Source organism: Castellaniella sp., from assembly GCF_049673105.1.
GTDB lineage: Bacteria > Pseudomonadota > Gammaproteobacteria > Burkholderiales > Burkholderiaceae_B > Castellaniella.
This window is the reverse complement of sequence record NZ_JBATXG010000020.1, coordinates 131153-149728: the sequence shown is the minus strand read 5'-3', so window position 1 is coordinate 149728 and position 18576 is coordinate 131153. Positions and strand designations below refer to the sequence as shown.

At 64.9% G+C, this 18576-nt stretch carries 15 protein-coding genes and 1 tRNA gene; 8 read left to right on the top strand and 8 right to left on the bottom strand.

Annotated elements, in window-relative coordinates; all coding sequences use genetic code 11:
- Position 1: 1 nt before the first annotated feature.
- Entirely contained in the window at positions 2 to 1351 is a 1350-nt protein-coding gene (locus WBF69_RS08020; protein ID WP_424262984.1) for an enolase C-terminal domain-like protein, read from the top strand.
- 81 nt (positions 1352 to 1432) lie between these two features.
- Positions 1433 to 2332: a DMT family transporter gene (locus WBF69_RS08015; RefSeq protein WP_424262982.1), complete on the top strand. Its 900-nt coding sequence runs from the start codon at positions 1433 to 1435 to the stop codon at positions 2330 to 2332.
- Positions 2333 to 2365: 33 nt separating this feature from the next.
- Here WBF69_RS08015 and WBF69_RS08010 read toward each other — a convergent pair whose 3' ends face one another.
- The 3 genes from WBF69_RS08010 to WBF69_RS08000 all read right to left on the bottom strand — a co-directional run bounded on the left by WBF69_RS08010 (position 2366) and on the right by WBF69_RS08000 (position 7409).
- Entirely contained in the window at positions 2366 to 3178 is an 813-nt protein-coding gene (locus WBF69_RS08010; RefSeq protein WP_424262980.1) for an NAD-dependent epimerase/dehydratase family protein, read from the bottom strand.
- Positions 3179 to 3300: 122 nt separating this feature from the next.
- Positions 3301 to 5811 carry a YbcC family protein gene (locus WBF69_RS08005; protein WP_424262978.1) on the bottom strand — a complete coding sequence of 837 codons (2511 nt, stop codon included), beginning with the start codon at positions 5809 to 5811 and terminating at the stop codon, positions 3301 to 3303.
- Positions 5808 to 7409, bottom strand: a complete 1602-nt coding sequence (locus WBF69_RS08000; RefSeq protein ID WP_424262976.1) for an NADH-quinone oxidoreductase subunit L — start codon at positions 7407 to 7409, stop codon at positions 5808 to 5810. Before WBF69_RS08000 ends, WBF69_RS08005 begins: the two co-directional genes overlap by 4 nt.
- Before the next feature lie 94 nt (positions 7410 to 7503).
- Between WBF69_RS08000 and WBF69_RS07995 the strand changes: the two genes are divergently transcribed.
- Together WBF69_RS07995 and WBF69_RS07990 are read left to right on the top strand one after the other, a co-directional pair.
- On the top strand, positions 7504 to 8436 hold the full coding sequence (locus WBF69_RS07995) for a LysR family transcriptional regulator (protein ID WP_424262974.1): 933 nt from the start codon (positions 7504 to 7506) through the stop codon (positions 8434 to 8436).
- Between the two features lie 17 nt (positions 8437 to 8453).
- Positions 8454 to 9089: a carbonic anhydrase gene (locus WBF69_RS07990; RefSeq protein ID WP_424262972.1), complete on the top strand. Its 636-nt coding sequence runs from the start codon at positions 8454 to 8456 to the stop codon at positions 9087 to 9089.
- A 53-nt stretch (positions 9090 to 9142) separates the two neighbouring features.
- On the opposite strand, the gene WBF69_RS07985 is transcribed toward WBF69_RS07990, so the two are convergent.
- Positions 9143 to 9724, bottom strand: coding sequence for an NUDIX domain-containing protein (locus WBF69_RS07985; RefSeq protein WP_424262970.1), 582 nt, complete (start codon positions 9722 to 9724; stop codon positions 9143 to 9145).
- 10 nt (positions 9725 to 9734) lie between these two features.
- The gene (locus tag WBF69_RS07980; RefSeq protein ID WP_424262968.1) at positions 9735 to 11930 is read right to left on the bottom strand and encodes a putative bifunctional diguanylate cyclase/phosphodiesterase; all 2196 of its coding nucleotides are present in this window, start codon (positions 11928 to 11930) and stop codon (positions 9735 to 9737) included.
- A gap of 225 nt (positions 11931 to 12155) precedes the next feature.
- Here WBF69_RS07980 and WBF69_RS07975 point away from each other — a divergent pair, with 225 nt between their 5' ends.
- Positions 12156 to 12659 (top strand): GAF domain-containing protein, encoded by a 504-nt coding sequence (locus WBF69_RS07975; protein ID WP_424262966.1) that lies wholly within the window; start codon positions 12156 to 12158, stop codon positions 12657 to 12659.
- Entirely contained in the window at positions 12656 to 13801 is a 1146-nt protein-coding gene (locus WBF69_RS07970) for a PQQ-dependent sugar dehydrogenase (RefSeq protein WP_424262964.1), read from the top strand. The genes WBF69_RS07975 and WBF69_RS07970 overlap by 4 nt, the downstream gene beginning before the upstream one ends.
- 162 nt (positions 13802 to 13963) lie before the next feature.
- Here WBF69_RS07970 and WBF69_RS07965 read toward each other — a convergent pair.
- Together WBF69_RS07965 and ispB are read right to left on the bottom strand one after the other, a co-directional pair.
- Positions 13964 to 14040: transfer RNA gene (locus WBF69_RS07965), tRNA-Pro, on the bottom strand.
- A 63-nt stretch (positions 14041 to 14103) separates the two neighbouring features.
- Positions 14104 to 15069: an octaprenyl diphosphate synthase gene (gene ispB, locus WBF69_RS07960; RefSeq protein WP_424262962.1), complete on the bottom strand. Its 966-nt coding sequence runs from the start codon at positions 15067 to 15069 to the stop codon at positions 14104 to 14106.
- A gap of 108 nt (positions 15070 to 15177) precedes the next feature.
- Between ispB and WBF69_RS07955 the strand changes: the two genes are divergently transcribed.
- Both WBF69_RS07955 and WBF69_RS07950 read left to right on the top strand, forming a co-directional pair.
- Positions 15178 to 16017, top strand: coding sequence for an ATP-binding protein (locus WBF69_RS07955; protein WP_424263045.1), 840 nt, complete (start codon positions 15178 to 15180; stop codon positions 16015 to 16017).
- Between the two features lie 33 nt (positions 16018 to 16050).
- Entirely contained in the window at positions 16051 to 17052 is a 1002-nt protein-coding gene (locus WBF69_RS07950; RefSeq protein WP_424262960.1) for a Nudix family hydrolase, read from the top strand.
- A gap of 24 nt (positions 17053 to 17076) precedes the next feature.
- Here WBF69_RS07950 and WBF69_RS07945 read toward each other — a convergent pair whose 3' ends face one another.
- Positions 17077 to 18477 carry an efflux transporter outer membrane subunit gene (locus WBF69_RS07945; RefSeq protein WP_424262958.1) on the bottom strand — a complete coding sequence of 467 codons (1401 nt, stop codon included), beginning with the start codon at positions 18475 to 18477 and terminating at the stop codon, positions 17077 to 17079.
- Positions 18478 to 18576: the final 99 nt, after the last annotated feature.

The following is an 18576-nucleotide window of genomic DNA, read 5'->3' as shown; positions in this document are numbered from 1 at the left end:
CATGAATCCACACGCAGCTCCCGACAGCAACACTCCGCGCATCACCCAGGTCCGGGTCGTGCCCGTGGCCGGGCAGGACAGCATGCTGCTGAATCTCAGCGGCGCCCACGGCCCTTACTTCACCCGCAACATCGTCCTGATCGACGATGACGCCGGCCATCAGGGCCTGGGGGAAGTCCCGGGCGGGGAGGCCATCCGGGCCGAGGCCCAGCGATTGGGCCAACGGCTGATCGGCCAGCCTATCGGGCGGATGAACGAACTGCTGGAACAAGGCCGCCGCGCCATCCAGGGCGGCGCGGACGACCGGCGCGGCCAGCAGACCTTCGACCTGCGCACCGGCGTCCATGTCGTCACCGCTCTGGAATCCGCGCTGCTGGACCTGCTGGGTCAGCACCTGGGGGTTCCTGTCGCGGCACTGCTGGCCGATGGCCGCCAGCGCGACGCCGTCGAAGCCCTGGGCTATCTGTTCTACATCGGCGACGCCGGCAAGACCTCTCTGGGTTATCGCCAGGAAGACGGCGCCGACAACGCCTGGTTCCAGTTGCGCAACCGCGAGGCCCTGACCCCGGACGCCATCGTGCGTCTGGCCCAGGCGGCCCATGACCGCTATGGCTTCCGGCACTTCAAGCTGAAAGGCGGCGTACTGGCCGGCGACGCGGAAATCGAGGCTGTCACCGCACTGGCGGACCATTTCCCCGAGGCCCACATCACCCTGGACCCGAACGGGGCCTGGTCCCTGAAGGACGCCATCCGCCTGTGCCGCGACCAGCATCATGTCCTGGCCTACGCGGAAGACCCCTGCGGGGCGGAGTCCGGCTACTCCGGGCGCGAGGTCATGGCGGAATTCCGCCGCGCCACGGGTCTGCGCACCGCCACCAATATGATCGCTACCGACTGGCGCGAAATGATGCACGCCATCCAGCTGCAGTCCGTGGACATCCCCCTGGCCGATCCGCACTTCTGGACGATGCGCGGCTCGGTGCGCGTCGCCCAGATGTGTCACGACTGGGGCCTGACCTGGGGTTCGCATTCCAACAACCACTTCGACATTTCACTGGCCATGTTCACGCATGTCGCGGCGGCGGCCCCCGGCGACATCACCGCCATCGACACGCACTGGATCTGGCAGGACGGCCAGCAGTTGACGATCGATCCCCTGCGCATCGTCGATGGCCGCATCGCCGTGCCTGACGCGCCCGGTCTGGGCGTACGCATCGATCCCGACAGTCTGGACAGGGCGCATGCCCTGTACCGGGAAAAAGGCCTGGGCAGCCGGGACGATTCCGTCGGGATGCAGTTCCTGATCCCCGACTGGCGCTTTGACAATAAGCGGCCCTGTCTGGTGCGATGACACCCCAAGCCCCAGGAAAAGCACTATGATTCCCTTGCCAGGCGACCGGTTTTCGGCGCCTGGCAGTTCTTTTCCGACTCCATGACGACCGACACCCGATCCCCGGCCTGGCTGGGACCCGCCCTGATGTGCGCGGCCAGCTTGTGTTTCGCCCTGCTGGACACAGGCACCAAATACCTGGCGGCGCACTATCCGCTGCTGCAGATCGTCTGGGTGCGCTACATCGCACAAGCAGCCGGAGTCGTCCTGATTTTCGCGCCCCGCATGGGCCTGAGCCTGTTGAATACCCATCGCTACGGCATCCAGCTCTTGCGCGGCCTGTGCCTGTGCTGCGGCAGCGTCTTCGTCATCAACGGTCTGGCGCGTCTGCCGCTGGCGGAATCCACCGCCATCGTCTTTCTCGCACCGGTGCTCATCACGCTGCTGTCGGGCCTGCTGCTGAAAGAAAAAGCCCGCACGCTGGACTGGGTGGCCGTCGCCTGCGGTTTTGCCGGGGTCCTGATCATTGCTCGTCCCGGCGGCGGGCTGCTGACCTGGGCCATCCTGTTTCCTCTGGGATCCGCCATGACCAACGCCATCTACCAGCTGCTCACGCGATCCTCGCGCCAATCCGAACACGCCGCCACCAGCAATCTGTACACCGGCCTGATCGGCGCCCTGGCGCTGACACCGTGGGGGATCAGCGTCTGGGCACCCATGGCCCCCGTCGATTTCCTGATCCTGCTGGGCATCGGCGGCATTGCCTCGATCGGACACCTGACCATCACCTATGCCTTGCTGCATGCTTCAGCGGCGTCGCTGGGCGCCTACAGCTACTCGCAGATCCTCTGGGCCACACTGCTGGGCTGGATCGCCTTCGGGGTCATGCCCGACGCCATGGGCTGGGTGGGCATCCTGGTCATCGCGCTGGGCGGGCTGGTGCTGTCAGTCCCTCAGGCGCGGCACCTGGGCAGCGCGCTGCTGCGCCGGGGACGGCGCTGATTTCGGGATGGCGACACAGCCAGACTGATCCGGCTAATCGGCATCCTCGAACGGCCCTCTGGCCGTGAATACGCCGCCCTGATACACCATGATCGGATCATCCTTTGCCGGCGCGGGCCGGGCTTCGATCACCGACCGGAAGGGTTCGGATGAATCCGCCGGCACATATCCCAGATGCGCAGCCAGGCGATTGTCCCACCAGACATCGCGGTTGTCCGACATGCCGTACACCACGGTATGCCCGACGCCGGGCGTCAACAGACTGCGCCGGATGAGTTCCGTCAGGTCGCCGAAACTGAGCCAGGTATGCAGGGCGCGCCGGTCTCCCGGTTCGGCCACCGCCGTGCCGATGCGGATACTGACGGTTTCAATGCCATAGCGGTCATAGTAGAAACTGGCCATCTGTTCCCCATAGACCTTGGACAAGCCGTAGTAGCCGTCCGGGCGCGTGGGGGAATGGGCATCCAGCCGTTCGCCTTGACGGTAAAACCCGATCGTATGGTTGGAGCTGGCAAACACGACGCGGCGCACCTGATGACGGCGCGCGGCTTCGTACAGATGAAAGATACCTTTGATGTTGGCTTCCAGGATTTCCTCGAAGGGCCGCTCCACGGACACTCCGCCCATGTGCACGACGGCGTCGCACCCCTGCACCAGACGATCCACGGCCTGCTTATCGGCCAGATCGCACAGCTGGATTTCCTCGCCGGGTTGTGGCGCGCCCAGCGTCTGCACATCCGACAGGCGCAGAACCTGCGTCATCGGCTTGAGCGTGTCCCGCAGCACCCTGCCAAGGCCGCCGGCGGCGCCGGTCAACAGCAAACGCCCGATTCGTCCATCTTCCATACTGCACTCCCACATGCTGAACTAGTGATACGTCATCATATGACAATATGATGGAAGAAAGTTCACCCGTCTCGTCCTGCTGCGCCCAAGACAGCGCATCGGATGGCGGCGGACGGCCTTGTTCAGACCTCCAGCGGCAGCCAGCGCCCCTGATCGTAGCGCTGCAGCGTATCGCCCTCGTAGCGCCACAGCAACATCCAGCCGTTGTCGCACAAGTTGGTCAGCACCGCATGGCGCGCCACGATGCCGCCGATCACGCGGGCAGGCGCATCGATCACGACCGTCAGGCGCACCGGCTGGTGGTACCAGCCCTCGCCGTCGTGCAGGGACTGTCTGGGCAGGCCAATGCGCAGATCTCCGCCATTACCCTCGAACACGCCGACATGACCGTCCACGACATTGTGCAGCACCTTGTTGCCCGCGCCATAGTGCAAGGGGTCGCAGGTCGAGGCGTGATACTGCCAGGACAACCAGTTGGTGACCAGCATCGGCCCCAGCATGAGTTTTTCCAGCACTCCGCCGTCCGCATCGCGCCGCGCATCGTAATCGTGCAGATAAGCGCGGCTGAGCACCCGCCCCCGGCTGCGCGCGCGCGGACCGATGATGAACGCCGCATTGCGGGTCAGCCCCCATTCCGGTCGGGTCTGGGAACCATCGTTGGCGCGGCGCCGGAAAGCCGTCAGCAAGGCCTCGGGCGCGAGATTGCAGTCCATCCACAGGGCCGGCGCGCGCTCGCGACGGATGCGGTCGCCCGCCCGCGCGAAGATCCGTTCCATGTGCTTCCAGCGTTCCTGCGCCGCCGGCGGCAGCAGATCCAGATCGAAGCCGCTGACCTCGTCCGTGGTGGTATTGTGCAAAGCCCCCATGAAGACCGTGCCGGACGGAATGTTCAAGCCGCGCAGACGCAAGCCCGCACGCACCTGGGGATCATTCAGCAGCAAGGCCAGCGCGCGCGCATTGGCTTCGCCCGATCTGCCGCCACAAGCCCCGCAATCCAGCGTCGAAGCATGCGCATTATTGGTGCTATGCCCCGCGTGGCCGCACAGAATCACCAGTGGAGCCAAACGATCATCCAACCCCATGGTGCGCAGGACGCCTGCCGCCAGATCGACCCGTTCGTCGATATCCAGCCCCGTCACCATCGGTCGACAGTGATCCTGAGCCACATCCGGCAAACCCAGGCGGTCGGCGTTGACGCGCGGACTGGCCGGCGGTCTGATCCAGCGCGCGATCTTGCCCAGATAGCCGACACCCGCCACCTCGACAAAAGAAAAGGTGGCGCTCGACCATCGGACGGCGCCCAGCCATTGATCCAGCCACGCCAGCCGCGTCCGGCGAGCGCTGCGGATCTGATCCGTATCCGCCAGATCAGCGTGGGCCGTGTGCGGCGCCGTCATCATTTCCTGCACCGCAATGCTGGGATAAGCCAGACCCGGCAACTGCGAACGATGGGCATCTGTCCCCAGGGGCGTGTAATGCATGGGCATGCCGAAGAACCCCGCGAACGCCCGTGTCTGCACGCCAGTCCACAAAGTTTCCAGGGCGCGCCGCATCCGCTCGCTGCGCGTATCGATGCAGAACACTGCCTGAACCTCGGGCGGTCGCGCTGCCGATGCAGGCACCGAGACACGCAGCGTCTGGGCCAATCCGCGCTGAAAGCTGATCTCCAACGCCTGCTGCCAGCACTCATCCACCACCAGTTCCGTCTCGGCCTGAAAGACTCGCTGACTGAAATCCTGCCAATGCGCGCCCAGCGAGGCGATGGCGGCGCCCCGCACGGCAGGGGGTGCAGCGCGGGCCAGCAGGGCCTCCCAGGCGATCCGGCAGGCCAGCAGATCGCTCAGTCGCGCATCATCCTGGCCCGCCGGGATCTTCTGCCAGCCAATGTAGGCGCACCACGACGCCCAGCCATTGAGCGACAGCAGCAGCGCCTCGAAATAGTCCTTCCAGACGGATTCATCCAGTGACAGTTCCGCCAGCGACCAGCGCATGGCATCCTGCGGCAGCTGCGGCAGATGCCGCAGCTGCCGCGTGAATCCGGGCAGGCCCAATCTGGCGCTCAGACCATGATCGCCGACCATGCTTTCACGCCAGAATCCATACAGGTCGGGATGGCCGGCCGCCCGCCAATCCGCCTGGTGACGATCAAAGTAGGTCGCGCACGTCTGGCTCATCTGAAATACGACAGCGGCACGCCACGGCCAGCGTTTGTTCTGCTGAACCGCATCATCGAGCAGATCCACCAGCAGCGGTTCGCGGCGTATCGTGGGTGCCGCCGCCAATTCGGCGATGCAATGGTCCGCTGTCACCGCACCGACAGGCTGCGCGCTGCGCAAACCCAGTGCTGTCTCCAGATCCCCTCGTGTGATGCGACCGGCATCCCATTCCCGCCGGATATAGTCCCGCGTGGGAAACACCTGGAAGCCGCCCTGCACGGCCAGGCGCGCCGCCACATGACGGATCGGCAGACCGATGCGCCGCCAATGCGGGTTGACTGCCACTGCCTGATCCAGCGGCCAGGCCGGCATGATGCTCGAGCACGCCTGCTCGATCGCGCATTGCAGCGCCGACTCATCCATGCGTGTCGGATCCGCTTGATCTTCGGCGTTTGCCGCTTGCAGGACGACGCTCATGATCCGGACCTCCCGCAAGCGGGCTCAACCGGATGCCAGACAAGGGGCGCTGGCCCGCGGCCTGCGCCGGCCCAGGAAATCGGCCACAGTCTCAGCACCCAGCAGGTATAGCCCTCATCCATGTAAAAGCCGGCGTACACCCAGCGGCGCACCGCCACCATCGACCGGGGCCACAACTGAAACGCCGCCATGCCCAGGTACATCAGGGCCATGCCGACCAGCGCGACCAGGCCGGCCTCCGGCAGCGGATCATTGCGCACCCCCAGCGGCGCATGATCCAGGAGGCCCGCCGCCAGTGTCAGGCCGACGGCCATCGCCGCCGCAGTCGCCAGCCGTGTGGGTACTGCCCTGGCACCGCCGGCGTCCGCCTTCGGCACCCACAACAGCGGCGCCCAGGCCAGCGCCAGCACGGTGCTCCACCACCACGGCCAGGCCTGATCCCCCAGTGCAGCTTGCAGCGCAAACACGATGCCCAAGGCCAAGGGGACGGCCAGCAGCATGCTCAAGCCGGAATTTTGGGCTTCGCCCGTCATGAGTTTGCGTTCACAATCCCTGACGACGCTGGATGCATTCAAAAAGTGATGAGCCTTGTACAGCGAATGCCCCAGCAGATGCAGGGATGCAAACAGGTACAGGCCCAGGCCGCATTCCAGCAGCATGAAGCCCATCTGGGCGATCGTGGACCACGCCAGGTGCACTTTCTGGCTGACGCGGGTCAGCAGCACCAAACCCGCCACCGCCGCCGACAGCAGGCCGAAGCCCACCAGCAGCCAGCGTGCCGCCGGCGACACGCCCAACAAAGGCGCGAACAACACCAGCACATACCCGCCCAGATTCACCACCCCGGCATGCAGCAGGGCGGACACCGGCGTCGGCGCCTCCATCACCTGCACCAGCCAGCCATGCACCGGCATCAGCGCCGTGCGCGCGATGACGGCCAGCACCAGACAGATGCCGCTCCAATGGAGCGCGGCGGATGCATGCCCCGCCGCGACATATGCCCACAAGGCGGACAGAGACCCGCTGCCGACCTGCGACCAGGACAGCAAGGCCGCGACGATCAGCAGCGCATCCGCCACCCGATCGGTCACTTTTTTCTTGTGCGCCGCCAGCAGGGCGAACGGCCTGTCGCCGTAAAAACACAGCAGATAGTGCATCGCATGCCCGATGGCTGCCCACGCGGCAATCAGCACAAGCCAATGATCGGCCAGCAGCAGCAGGTGCACGGCAGCCAGCACCGCGCCCAGGGCTGTGATGTATACCGGCTGACGCGGTTCTCCCTTCAGGTGATTGGCGGAATACAGACCAATGGCCGCGCCCAGCAATTGCACCAGCAGGCTGACCCAGGCGCCCAGCAGATTCACTGCCAGCCAGCCCCCCAGGCCCGATCCGGCGGGGTCACCGACCGGCGCCAGCGCCAGATGCAGCACCAGGCTCGCCATTGCGCAAGCCAGCGCCGCCAGCGTCAGCACATGGAAGCGCCGCCACTGTTGCGGCAGGGATACGCCGCCTCGCAATGCCCACAGAGCGGCTCCCGACATCAGCACGACCGGCGCGAGCGCCAGCGCGATATCCAATTCATCCAAGCTATTCAGCACGTGTTCTCTCCCGAAAAGACACGCGTATTCTTGGATTTTTTATATATTCTGTAAATTACATTTATAATATTGGAAAGTTCTATAAAACAGAACAATGAACATCAACCAGCTGAATTTCAAGCACTTGTTCTACTTCTGGCGCGTGGCAAAAAACGGTTCTCTCACCCACGCGGCTGAACAGATCCATACGTCGCAGTCGGCCCTCTCCACACAAATCAAGCAACTGGAGAACCGACTGGGTACACCCCTATTCGATCGCCAGGGGCGGCATCTGGAGCTCACCGCAACAGGCCAGCGGGTCTTCGCCTACGCAGAAAACATCTTCGGATTGGGCGAGCAGATGCTGGGCTGGCTTCAGGGCCGCGACGCGGACGCCACCCATGTGCGCGTGGGCAGTGTCTCGACCATGTCGCGCAACTTCCAGGTCAACTGGCTGCGTCCCCTGTTCCACGACCCATCCATCATTCTGTCCGTGAATTCCGACTCGCTGCAAACGCTGGTCGAACGTCTGCTGCGCCACCAGCTGGATGTGGTGCTGGCCAACGAACCCGTCCCTTCCGATCCGGCACGCCCGGTGTCGTCGCGATTTCTCGGCAGCCAGGTCATCTCGCTGGTCGGCAGAGCCGACCGCTGGGCGGGCGCCGCCCTGCGCATCCCCGAGGACCTGGACGGTGTCGAAATGGCCATGCCCAGCCTGCGTCACAGTGTGCGCCCGCAGTTCGACGCCCTGTGTTTTTCAGCGGGGGTGCAGCCCAAACTGCGCGCCGAGATCGACGACATGACCATGCTGCGGCTGATCGCCCGCGACAGCGGCTGGCTCACGGTCCTGCCGGAAGTGGTCGTGCAGGACGAACTGCACTCGGGCGAACTCGTGCATGTGGGCCATTCCTCGCAACTGACCGAACACTTCTACGCCATCACCGTGCAGCACGGCCATTTGGCGGGCCCCCTGAAGCAGCTGCTGGCGCGCGCCACGACCGGCGACATTCTGGGGGCCTCATCACCCGATTCCCTCGACCCCGTCTAACCCACAAGGACATCATCGTGTTTCCCCAACGACTGACCGAAGGCTATTCCTCATTCCTGCACGGGCGCCTCGAAACCGAACGCGCGCGCTATCTCGATCTGGCGGCATACGGCCAGCATCCGGACATCATGCTGATCAGTTGCGGCGATTCCCGCGTCGCGCCCGAAACGATTTTTGACGTCGGACCCGGAGAAATGTTCGTGGTGCGCAACATCGCCGGCATCGTCCCGCCCTGCGACGAAGATCCGGAATCGGCCTTTCACGGCACCAGCGCCTGCGTCGAATTTTGCGTCAACGCCCTGGAAGTCTCCCACATCGTCGTCATGGGGCATGCCAGTTGCGGTGGCGTGGCCGCCTATGCCAACAAGACCGTGCCGCTGTCCAAGCGCGATTTCATCGGCACCTGGATGTCGCAGATCAAACCGGTGGCGGACAAAGTCGGCCCGCGCACGGGCAACTACGCCGAATGGATCCGCAATATGGAATGGGGCGTGGTCGAATACAGCATGAACAATCTGCTGACCTTTCCCACCGTGCGCGAGCGCGTCGAGGCCGGCAAACTGACCATCCACGGCGCCTATTTTGGCGTAGCCACGGGGGTGTTGTTCATCCGCAACCCGGACACCGGCGCCTTCGAGCCTTACCAGGAATAGCCTGCCGCGCAGGCCGGAACATCCGCCCGCAACGCGCGACACCCCGGCGCCGATCACACAGAGCGCCAGTCCAGCGTCCAGGCGCCGCTGCGCACGTTCTGCAACCACAGGGCGCAGCTGAGCGTCTTGGCGTCCGTGACGCCGCCCGACTGACAGGCCTGGAAGAAATCCCGGTCCGACTGCGGACAGACATCCAGGAATTCATCGGCATCCAGATGACGGACGCCGGCCCGCAAGTCACGGGCGAAGAAAATGTGGATGATCTCGGTGGAATAGGCAATGGCCAGATGCAGAGCGCCCGCATGCGCCCACTGCCCTGCCGCAAAGCCGGTTTCTTCCAGCAGTTCCCGCCGCGCGCAATGCAGCGGGTCTTCGCCGGGTTCCAGTTTGCCAGCGGGGAATTCGCTCATCACCCGCCCCACCGGATAGCGGAACTGACGTTCCAGCAGCACGTGCCCGTCATCCAGCAGCGGAATGATGACGACCGCCCCTGGATGGATGATGTATTCGCGGGTGGAGGTCGTTCCGTCGGGCATGCGCACGGTATCGCGCCGCGCCTTCAGGAAATGGCCATCACACAGGGACTCGCTGGCGACGCAGGTTTCCAGCAGATGATGATCGGATGCATCCGGCATGAGATTTCCTTCAGGTGGCGGCAGCGCGGCGCAGCCAGGCGAGCGCCTGGTCTTCCGGCATGGGACGGCCAATGCCGTACCCCTGGCCCACATCGCAGCCCAGGCCGCGCAGCATGGCTTGGACGGCATCGGTTTCGATCCCTTCGGCGATGACCTTCAGACCCAGGGTATGGCTCATTTCGATGATGGACCGCACGATGGCGCGCAGATCCGCATCGTCGACCATGCCGGCGACGAAGGACTGATCGATTTTCAGCGCATCCACCGGCAGACGGTTCAGATAGGCGAACGACGAATAGCCTGTGCCGAAATCGTCGATGGACAGGCGCACGCCCAAGGCGTGCAGCGCATACAAAGTCCGCAGGGACCTGGCAGGGTCGGCCATGATGACGCTTTCGGTGACTTCCAGTTCCAGCAACGAGGGGTCCAGATCATGGTGGATCAGGGCGTCTTCCACCTGCTGCGGGAAATATTCGTCCAGCAGATTGCGGGCCGAAATATTCACCGCGATGGTCACCCCCGGCTGAATGGCCTGCAACCGCACGCACGCGGCCACGGCCTGATCCACCACCCAGCGGGTGAACGGATGGATCAGATCGCTGACCTCGATGATGGGCATGAACTGAGCGGGCGACACCTGCCCGCGCTCTGGATGTTGCCAGCGTGTCAGGGCCTCGAAACCGATCGGCGCGCCCGGCGGCAGATCCTTGTCGTTCAGCACGATCTTGGGTTGCAGATGCAGCAGAAACTGCCCCTGCGCCAGGGCATCGCGCAGGTCCCCGCGCAGCAACTGGCGATCCTGCGCCCGCGCCCGATCCCGGATATCGAAGACCGCGACACCCAGGCCATCGCGTTTGGCCCGGCGCATCGCCGTATCCGCGCAATGGATCAGCTCGTCGGGTTCGCTCGCATGGGCCGGATAGGAGGCCAGCCCGAAGCTGCAACTGATCCGTATCTGCAAGTCGTTCAGCGTGAACGGCTCACGCACGGCAGCCAGCAGTTCACGCACCTGAGCCTCGGCCTGCCCTTGATCGTCCTTATCCAGCAGAAAGGTGAACTCATCGCTGCCCAGCCGCGCCAGCACGCAGGCATCGCCCAGACAGTCCCGGAACCGCTGCGCGACGGCCTGCAGCAGCTTATCGCCCACATCATGCCCCAGCGCGCCATTGACTTCCTTGAATCCATCGATGTTGGTGATGACCAGCATCCAGGATTGGGCCGGGCCTTGTTGTGTGCGCACCAGAAGACGATGCAGAATGTCCCCCCGGCTGAGCAGCCCTGTCAGGGGATCATGCGTGGCCTGATCGACCAGGACCCGCTGCATCAGGTTACCCGCCACCAGCAGCGCCACACACAACAACAAAGCCATGATCACCAGGCCCGTCCACAGCGCCCGCTGGGCGCTGGCATAGAGAGCGGATTCGGGCACTTCGTAGCGCACGGACAGCCCCTGGGGGTCGCCGCGCGGGCCTGCCAGCATGGCGTAGGTCCGCCAGCGACGGCCATCCGCATCGACACGGTCGCCGCGCAGCAATTCGGTTTGCTGGCTGGGGTGCGGTTCCAGCCGCTCGCCCAGATGACTGGAATCCCCCGGAATCCGCTGCAGGATATGACCGCGGCGATCCAGGACCCATAGCTTCGCGTCCGGCAGCATCTCGGGAATAGCCGTGCCGGCGCGCAGATACCCCAGATTCATGCCGGCATAGACCACCCCGGCGCTGATGCCGGAATGCCCCGGCACATGCACCGCCAGCACCAGCGTGGCGACGCCGGACATCCGGCCAAGGATGAACCCGCCCAGGATCACATCGGCCTGACTCATCGCCGCCTGGAAATAAGGCCGATCCCCCAGGAACGAGCCGGCGCGATCCGGATCCGGCAGGCCCGAACAGACCTGTCGTCCGTCGGCCCCGATCACACCAATGTTCAGATATCGCGGCAGATGACCCAGCAGCGTCGCCATATAGCCCCGGCATTCATCCCAGCGACCATCGCGCAGGACCGGGGAATTGGACAAGGTAAGCAACACGTCGCGCGCATCGTTCAGCAAAGTCCGGTCGTAGGCGGCTGTCACCCGAACCAGGTTTTCAGCCGAACGCTCGCTGCTCAGGATCAGGCCCTGATACTGATGCCAGACGTAGTATCCGAGGCCGCAGATGATGGGAATGGTCGTTGCCAGGACGGCGATCAGCAGGCGCGCGCGCACTTTGCCAAGCAGGCCGAAGCGATAGTCGGTAAGGCTTCTTGCAGCGAATAAGCGGCTAAAGGCACCGGACAATGCGCTTCCCCTCCAGACGCGGTACGCGACGGTTCATACTGGTGACCGCTCAATATACACGGAACTCGCGTTCCTTGAAGGGCGCAGGCCGCATGAAAAAAAACACCGGGCCTAAAATGCCATTATTCATTTGACTGCACCCGGAAATCACCCATGTTTCACCTATCTCCGCAAACCTTTGCCAGCAAAGCCGCCCACTACGCCAGCCTGGCCGAGCAGGCGCGGCATCTGATCGCCGGCGAACCCGACCTGATCGCCAACGCGGCCAATTTCAGCGCGCTGGTGTTCCACAGCCTGCCGGATCTGAACTGGGCGGGTTTCTATCTATTCGACGGCACGGAACTGGTCGTCGGACCCTTCCAGGGCAAACCCGCCTGCATCCGCATCGCCATCGGTTCCGGCGTCTGCGGCACGGCCGCCCAGACCCGCCAGACGCAAGTCGTGCAGGATGTGAATCAATTCGACGGCCACATCCCCTGCGATTCGGCCTCGCAATCCGAAATCGTCGTGCCGCTGGTGCGCGCCGACGGGTCGCTGCTGGGCGTCTGGGACGTGGACAGCCCCGTGACCGGTCGCTTCGATGAAGACGACCGGGTCGGGATGGAAGCCTTGTGCAAGGTGTTCATGGATCAGCCAGGCGCAGGACGAACGCCTTGACGAGCCGATCCAGCTTCTTCGCCAGGCTGATGCTGGCCGCATCGCTGGCCTGGCCGCTGCCCAGCGCCCAGGCCGCGTCCGTCAACGCGGGCGCGCTCGCGCCGGATACCGAGGCCCCCTTCACCAGCCAGCGCATCGCCTCGTTCAACGGCCCCTGGGCAATCGCCTTTCTGCCCGACGGTCGGTTGGTCGTCACCGAAAATGCCGGGCGCATGTTCCTGGCCACACAAGCCGGCGCCAAGACTGCCATCGACGGCATCCCCGCCGTCTACGACCGAGGCCAGAACGGCCTGCTGGATGTGTCGCCCTCGCCGGACTTCAACCAGGATCACACGCTGTATTTCACCTTTGTGGCGCCCGACAAAGCAGGCGGCGCGCTGGTCCTTGCCCGCGCCAAGCTGCAGGAATCCGTGGGCGCTACGCGCCTGAGCACACCGGACATCCTGTGGCGGCAGCCGGCAGGCAGCCGCGGTGGCCAGCCCGGCGGCGTCATCACCTTTTCGCCGGATGGCAGGCATGTGTTCCTGAGCGTCGGCGATCGGATGGAGCCTGACACGGCTCAGGACCCCGACGCCGCCCGCGGCAAGATCTTGCGTCTGAACCGGGATGGCTCCGCACCCGCCGACAATCCCCTGGCCGGACAACAGGGCATCCGTGCACTGACCTGGACGACCGGCCATCGCAATCCATACGGACTGGCCTTCGCGCCCGATGGACGACTATGGGAACATGAAATGGGTCCCAGGGGAGGCGACGAACTGAATCTGATCCAACCCGGTAAGAACTACGGCTGGCCGCTGGTGTCCAACGGCAGACAGTACAGCGGCATCCCGATCCCCCGGCATGACACTCGCCCGGAATTCGAAGCGCCCCGCGTCTACTGGACCCCGGTGATCGCCCCTGCGGGACTGGTCTTCTACCAGGGGGCGCAATTCCCGGCCTGGCAGGGATCGGCGCTGATCGGCGGTCTGCGAGCCGAGAGCCTGGTGCGGGTGGTCTTAGCGACGAACGGCGACGCCCAGCAGGCCGACCGCTGGCCAATGGACGCGCGCATCCGGGATGTCGCCGTCGCTCCCGACGGCGCCGTCTGGATCATCCAGGACGGCGCCGACGCCGCGCTATTGCGCTTGACCGCCAAGTAAGCCTGAATCGACGCGCAGTCGACTGTTCACCTAGATTTGCCAAAATTCCCAACGCCCCCTGGCCGAACAGATGTCAGCGCGGCGGCCTCGGCAGGGGCTGCTGAAACACGGCATAACGAAAAAGCCGGATCAGCTAAAGCTGAATCCGGCTTTTCAAATAAGTGGTCGGGGTGACATGATTCGAACATGCGACTCCTACGTCCCGAACGTAGTACTCTACCAGGCTGAGCTACACCCCGACGGGGATGCTTGAAGGACGTCAAATCGGGGAAACCCAGCACCTGCGCCCATCACGGGAATTTTCAACGATCACGCTCGACCGCGAAAGCACAGAATTTTAGCAGAGTTTCTCGGTAAACGGAATCCGGGAAGGCAGACAGGGCCTGGCGGGCCAGATCGGCCTCGGCCAGGGCGGCCTGGCGGGTGTAGTCCAGGGCATCGGTGGCATGGATGGCGCGGGCCACGGCCTCGAAATCCGCATCGCCTGTTTCGATGGCTCGACGGATCAGGGCGCGCTGTTCACCTGAGCCGGTTTCCAGCACCCGGATCAGCGGCAGCGTAGGCTTGCCTTCGCGCAGATCGTCGCCCACGTTTTTCCCCAGGGCCTGCACATCGCCGCTGTAATCCAGCACGTCGTCGATCAATTGGAAAGCCGTGCCCATGTGACGGCCATAGGCGGCGGCGGCGAGTTCCTGTTCCGGCGTGGCGCCGGAGATGATCGCGCCCACCTGGGCTGCGGCCTCGAAGAGCTTGGCGGTCTTGTAGCGCACCACCTGCAGGTACCGGTCCAGGGACACGTCCGGGTCGTGGACGTTCAGCAGCTGCAGCACTTCGCCCTCGGCGATGACCGTGGTGGCAGCCGACAGCACCGCCATGGCCGCCATCGAATCCGATTCCACCATCATCTCGAACGACCGGGAATACAGGTAATCGCCCACCAGCACGCTGGCGGCATTGCCGAAGACGGCATTGGCGGTGTCGCGACCTCGGCGCATATCGGATTCGTCGACCACGTCGTCATGCAGCAAAGTGGCCGTGTGAATGAATTCGACTACGGCAGCCAGGCGATGGTGATTGTCCCCCCGGTATCCCAGAGCGCCCGCCACCAGCAGCACCATCGCGGGGCGCATGCGCTTGCCCCCCGCGCCGACGATGTAATCGCCGATCGTGCGGATCAAGACGACTTCGGAATCCAGACGGGCGCGGATGACGGCATCAACCGCCTGCATGTCGGACACAATGGGGGCGAACAGTTCAGAGAAATTCAAGGCGGACCCGGATACTGGTGGGCGCGGCGCCAGCCGCAAAGACCCAGATTATACTTTCCGGATCATCATCAGGAGAACCCAGTGGCTGACCCTCAACTGCAGGCCCTCATGAACCGGGCGCTGGGCGTGCTGGCCCAGCTCGAAGCCTGGCTGCCGCCTGCCCCGCCCGCCATCGACTGGACCGCGCGCGCCTACCGCTGGCAGCGGCGCGGCGCACGCGGATGGCTGGATGCCATCCCGCGCATCGCTCCCATCCAACTGGGCGACCTGCAGCACGTCGAGCAGCAGAAAGACACGCTGGAACGCAACACCCTGGCTTTTCTGCGGGGCAAACCCGCCAACAACGTCCTGATGACCGGGGCGCGCGGCACAGGCAAAAGCTCTCTGGTCCGCGCCTTGCTGGATGCTTATGCCGATCAGGGCCTGCGGCTGATCGAGATCGACAAGTCCGATCTGGGCGATCTCAGCCAGATCATCGAACTCATCGCCGATCGGCCCGAACGCTACATCGTCTTTTGCGACGACCTGTCTTTCGAAGAAGGCGAGGCTGGCTACAAGGCCCTGAAATCCGCTCTGGACGGCTCGGTGGCCTCGCCCGGCGACAACCTGCTGATCTACGCCACGTCCAATCGGCGCCACCTGATGCCCGAATACATGCGTGAAAATCTGGAAGCCCAGCACCAGCCAGACGGCGAAATACACCCCGGCGAAACCGTGGAAGAAAAGATCTCGTTATCGGAACGCTTTGGTTTGTGGCTGTCTTTCTACCCCTTTGCCCAGAATGACTACCTGGACATCGTCCATCACTGGCTGGTCTTCCACGGCTGCACGCCGGACCAGATTTCAGCGGCGCGCACCGAAGCCCTGCAATGGGCGCTGGCTCGCGGCTCGCGATCCGGACGGGTGGCGCGACAGTTTGCCCGCGACTGGGCGGCCCGCCATGTCTGATCCCTTCACAGAACACTTCGCTTTTGACCTGTCATGACTGATCCCAAACCCTATGTTCGCGTGGCCGCCGGCCTGATTCTCGATGCCAGGGGCCGACTGCTGCTGGGCCAGCGCCCCGACGGCAAGGCCTGGCCGGGTTGGTGGGAATTTCCCGGCGGCAAGATCGAGGCCGGCGAAACCGTCGAACAAGCCTTGATTCGTGAACTGGACGAAGAATTGGGTATCCACGCCACCCGCGTCTATCCCTGGGTCGTGCATGTCCACGAATATCCCAAATCCATCGTCGAGCTGGCCTTCTGCCAGGTGACGGCCTGGGAAGGCGAACCGCACGGACGCGAAAGCCAGGCGCTGGACTGGGTGGACCCCTGGGACATCCGCCTGGACGAATCCGAACATCCGATCGCGCCCGGCGGCGGGTCCCTGCTGCCAGCCGCCACGCCTCCCCTGCGCTGGCTGCGCCTGCCCACCCGCTACCGCATCAGCGGCATCGGCCATCCCGACCGCCTGGCCGACTGGCTGGCCCAGTTACGCCAGGAATTGCTGAACGGCCTGCAATTGGTGCAGTTCCGCGAACCTTCCTGGGGGGGAGATGCCGACAGCCTGCACGCAGCCTTTCAGGCGACCCTGGCCCTATGCCGCCAGCAAGGCGCCCGGTGCCTGATCAATAGCGCGCATCCGCATGCATGGTGGTCGCAAGCCGACGGCGTGCAGCTGCGAGCAGCCGATGCGGCCCGCATTCTGCAACAGGACACCCGCCCGCCCGGTTGGCTGGGCGTCTCGGCGCACAACGAACAGGACATCGCCTGCGCCCAGCAACTGCAGGCCGATTTCGTGGTGCTGGGTCATGTGCACCCGACCGATAGCCACCCCGGCATTCCCGGATTGGGCTGGGACCGCTTCCGCGCACTGTCCGTCGCTGCCGGCCGACCCGTATTCGCCATTGGCGGGCAATCGCTGGACACCCTGGAAGCCGCCCGCCGCAACGGGGCTCACGGCATCGCAGCCCTCAGCGGATCGCTGATCGAAACCAGCTGAACGCCGCAGACATCCGGGCTGGAATCAGTCGGCGGCAACCGCTGCCTGACCGCCAGACACGGCATCCGACGCCGGCTCGAGATACCCGCCTCCCAAGGCCGCCGCCAGTTGAACCGTGGCGGTCAGGCGCTGCAGGCGCAGATCCAAGGCGTTCTGTTCCGCGCTCAGCGCGCTGGCTTGCGCCTGCACGACGCTGAGATAATCCACCAGCCCCGCCTGATATTGGTTCATCACCTGCCGCAGCGTTTCGCGGGCTGATGCCAGGGCACGGTCCTGCGCATTCTGTTCCTGCACCAAGGCTTGCGACTGCACCAGGGCGTCCTCGACCTCGCGCAGCGCATCGAGCACGGTCTTGCGGTACTGCGCCGCCTGCGCATCATAGGCAGCGCGGGCGGCATCCAGGGCGGCGCTGCGTGCGCCCCCATCGAACAGGCTCAGCGCCAAGCTGGGGCCCAGCGTCCAGAAACGCGCCGGAGCCATGATCCAGGAAGCGAATTCGCCGGCCCGATAACCCCCTTGGGCATCCAGCGTCAGATCGGGAAACCAGGCCGCCTGGGCCACGCCGATCCTGGCGTTGGCCTGGGCGGCCCGGCGCTCCGCCGCCGCCACGTCGGGTCGCTGCTGCAACAGCGCGGAAGGCACGCCCACGGGAAGCGGCGGCGCATCCGGCAGGCCTGCGCCCGTCGGCATGCTGAACCCGGCAGGGACCTGCCCCAGCAGAATGGATAGCGCATGCACCTGCTGTTCCCGCTGCCAGCCCAGACGAATGCGTTGCACCCGCGCTTGATCCAGTTGGGCCGAAGCAGCGGCCACATCCGCCGACGACGCCACCCCCGCCTCGTAGCGGTTGCGCGTCATCCGCAGCGCGCGCTCATATTCACTCAGTGTGCGTGCCAGCAACTCGTCCTGACGCTGACTGGCTCGCACGCTGAAATACGTCTGCGCCAGCGTCGACTGCAGGCTCAGGCGCATGGCCGCCAAGTCGGCAGCGCCGGCCTGTTCCCCGGCACGCGCCGCTTCGACGCTGCGGCGGACCCTGCCCCACAAATCCACTTCCCAACTGACACTGCCCGATAGGGAATAATTGGTCGCCGGATTATTGGCGCTGGAAATCCCCTGACCTGCGCGGGTGGTGGATGCCGCTGCGCTCAGGGACGGAAACAGCCCTGCGCGCGCAGACCCCAAGGCCGCCCGCGCCTGACGGTACTGGGCTTCGGCCTGCGCAATATCCAGATTGCCCGCAGGCATCTGCGCCATCAGGCCATCCAGACCCTCATCGCCAAACCGTGTCCACCAATCAGCCGCCAGGCCCGCATCGCCCGGCTGAGCCGGCAGCCACTGTCCTTGCGGCGCATGCGCATAGGCCGCACCGGTATCCTGGGCCGGTCGCTGGTAATCCGGCCCGACCGCACAGGCGCTTAGCAAGGCACAGAACACCAGCGCCAGGCCCAGGCGGCCAGAGCGGCGCGCACGGCGGCAGCGGCCTGGCGGAAGTCCTTCCGCACACGGGGCATCCGCGCCCCC

Coding starts and splice junctions, on each gene's coding strand:
- WBF69_RS07985 (WP_424262970.1), bottom strand. CDS start 9,724: ATGCCGGATGCATCCGATCATCATCTGCTGGAAACCTGCGTCGCCAGC.
- WBF69_RS08010 (WP_424262980.1), bottom strand. CDS start 3,178: ATGGAAGATGGACGAATCGGGCGTTTGCTGTTGACCGGCGCCGCCGGC.
- WBF69_RS07955 (WP_424263045.1), top strand. CDS start 15,178: ATGAACCGGGCGCTGGGCGTGCTGGCCCAGCTCGAAGCCTGGCTGCCG.
- WBF69_RS08015 (WP_424262982.1), top strand. CDS start 1,433: ATGACGACCGACACCCGATCCCCGGCCTGGCTGGGACCCGCCCTGATG.
- WBF69_RS07950 (WP_424262960.1), top strand. CDS start 16,051: ATGACTGATCCCAAACCCTATGTTCGCGTGGCCGCCGGCCTGATTCTC.
- WBF69_RS07995 (WP_424262974.1), top strand. CDS start 7,504: ATGAACATCAACCAGCTGAATTTCAAGCACTTGTTCTACTTCTGGCGC.
- WBF69_RS08020 (WP_424262984.1), top strand. CDS start 2: ATGAATCCACACGCAGCTCCCGACAGCAACACTCCGCGCATCACCCAG.
- WBF69_RS07975 (WP_424262966.1), top strand. CDS start 12,156: ATGTTTCACCTATCTCCGCAAACCTTTGCCAGCAAAGCCGCCCACTAC.
- WBF69_RS08005 (WP_424262978.1), bottom strand. CDS start 5,811: ATGAGCGTCGTCCTGCAAGCGGCAAACGCCGAAGATCAAGCGGATCCG.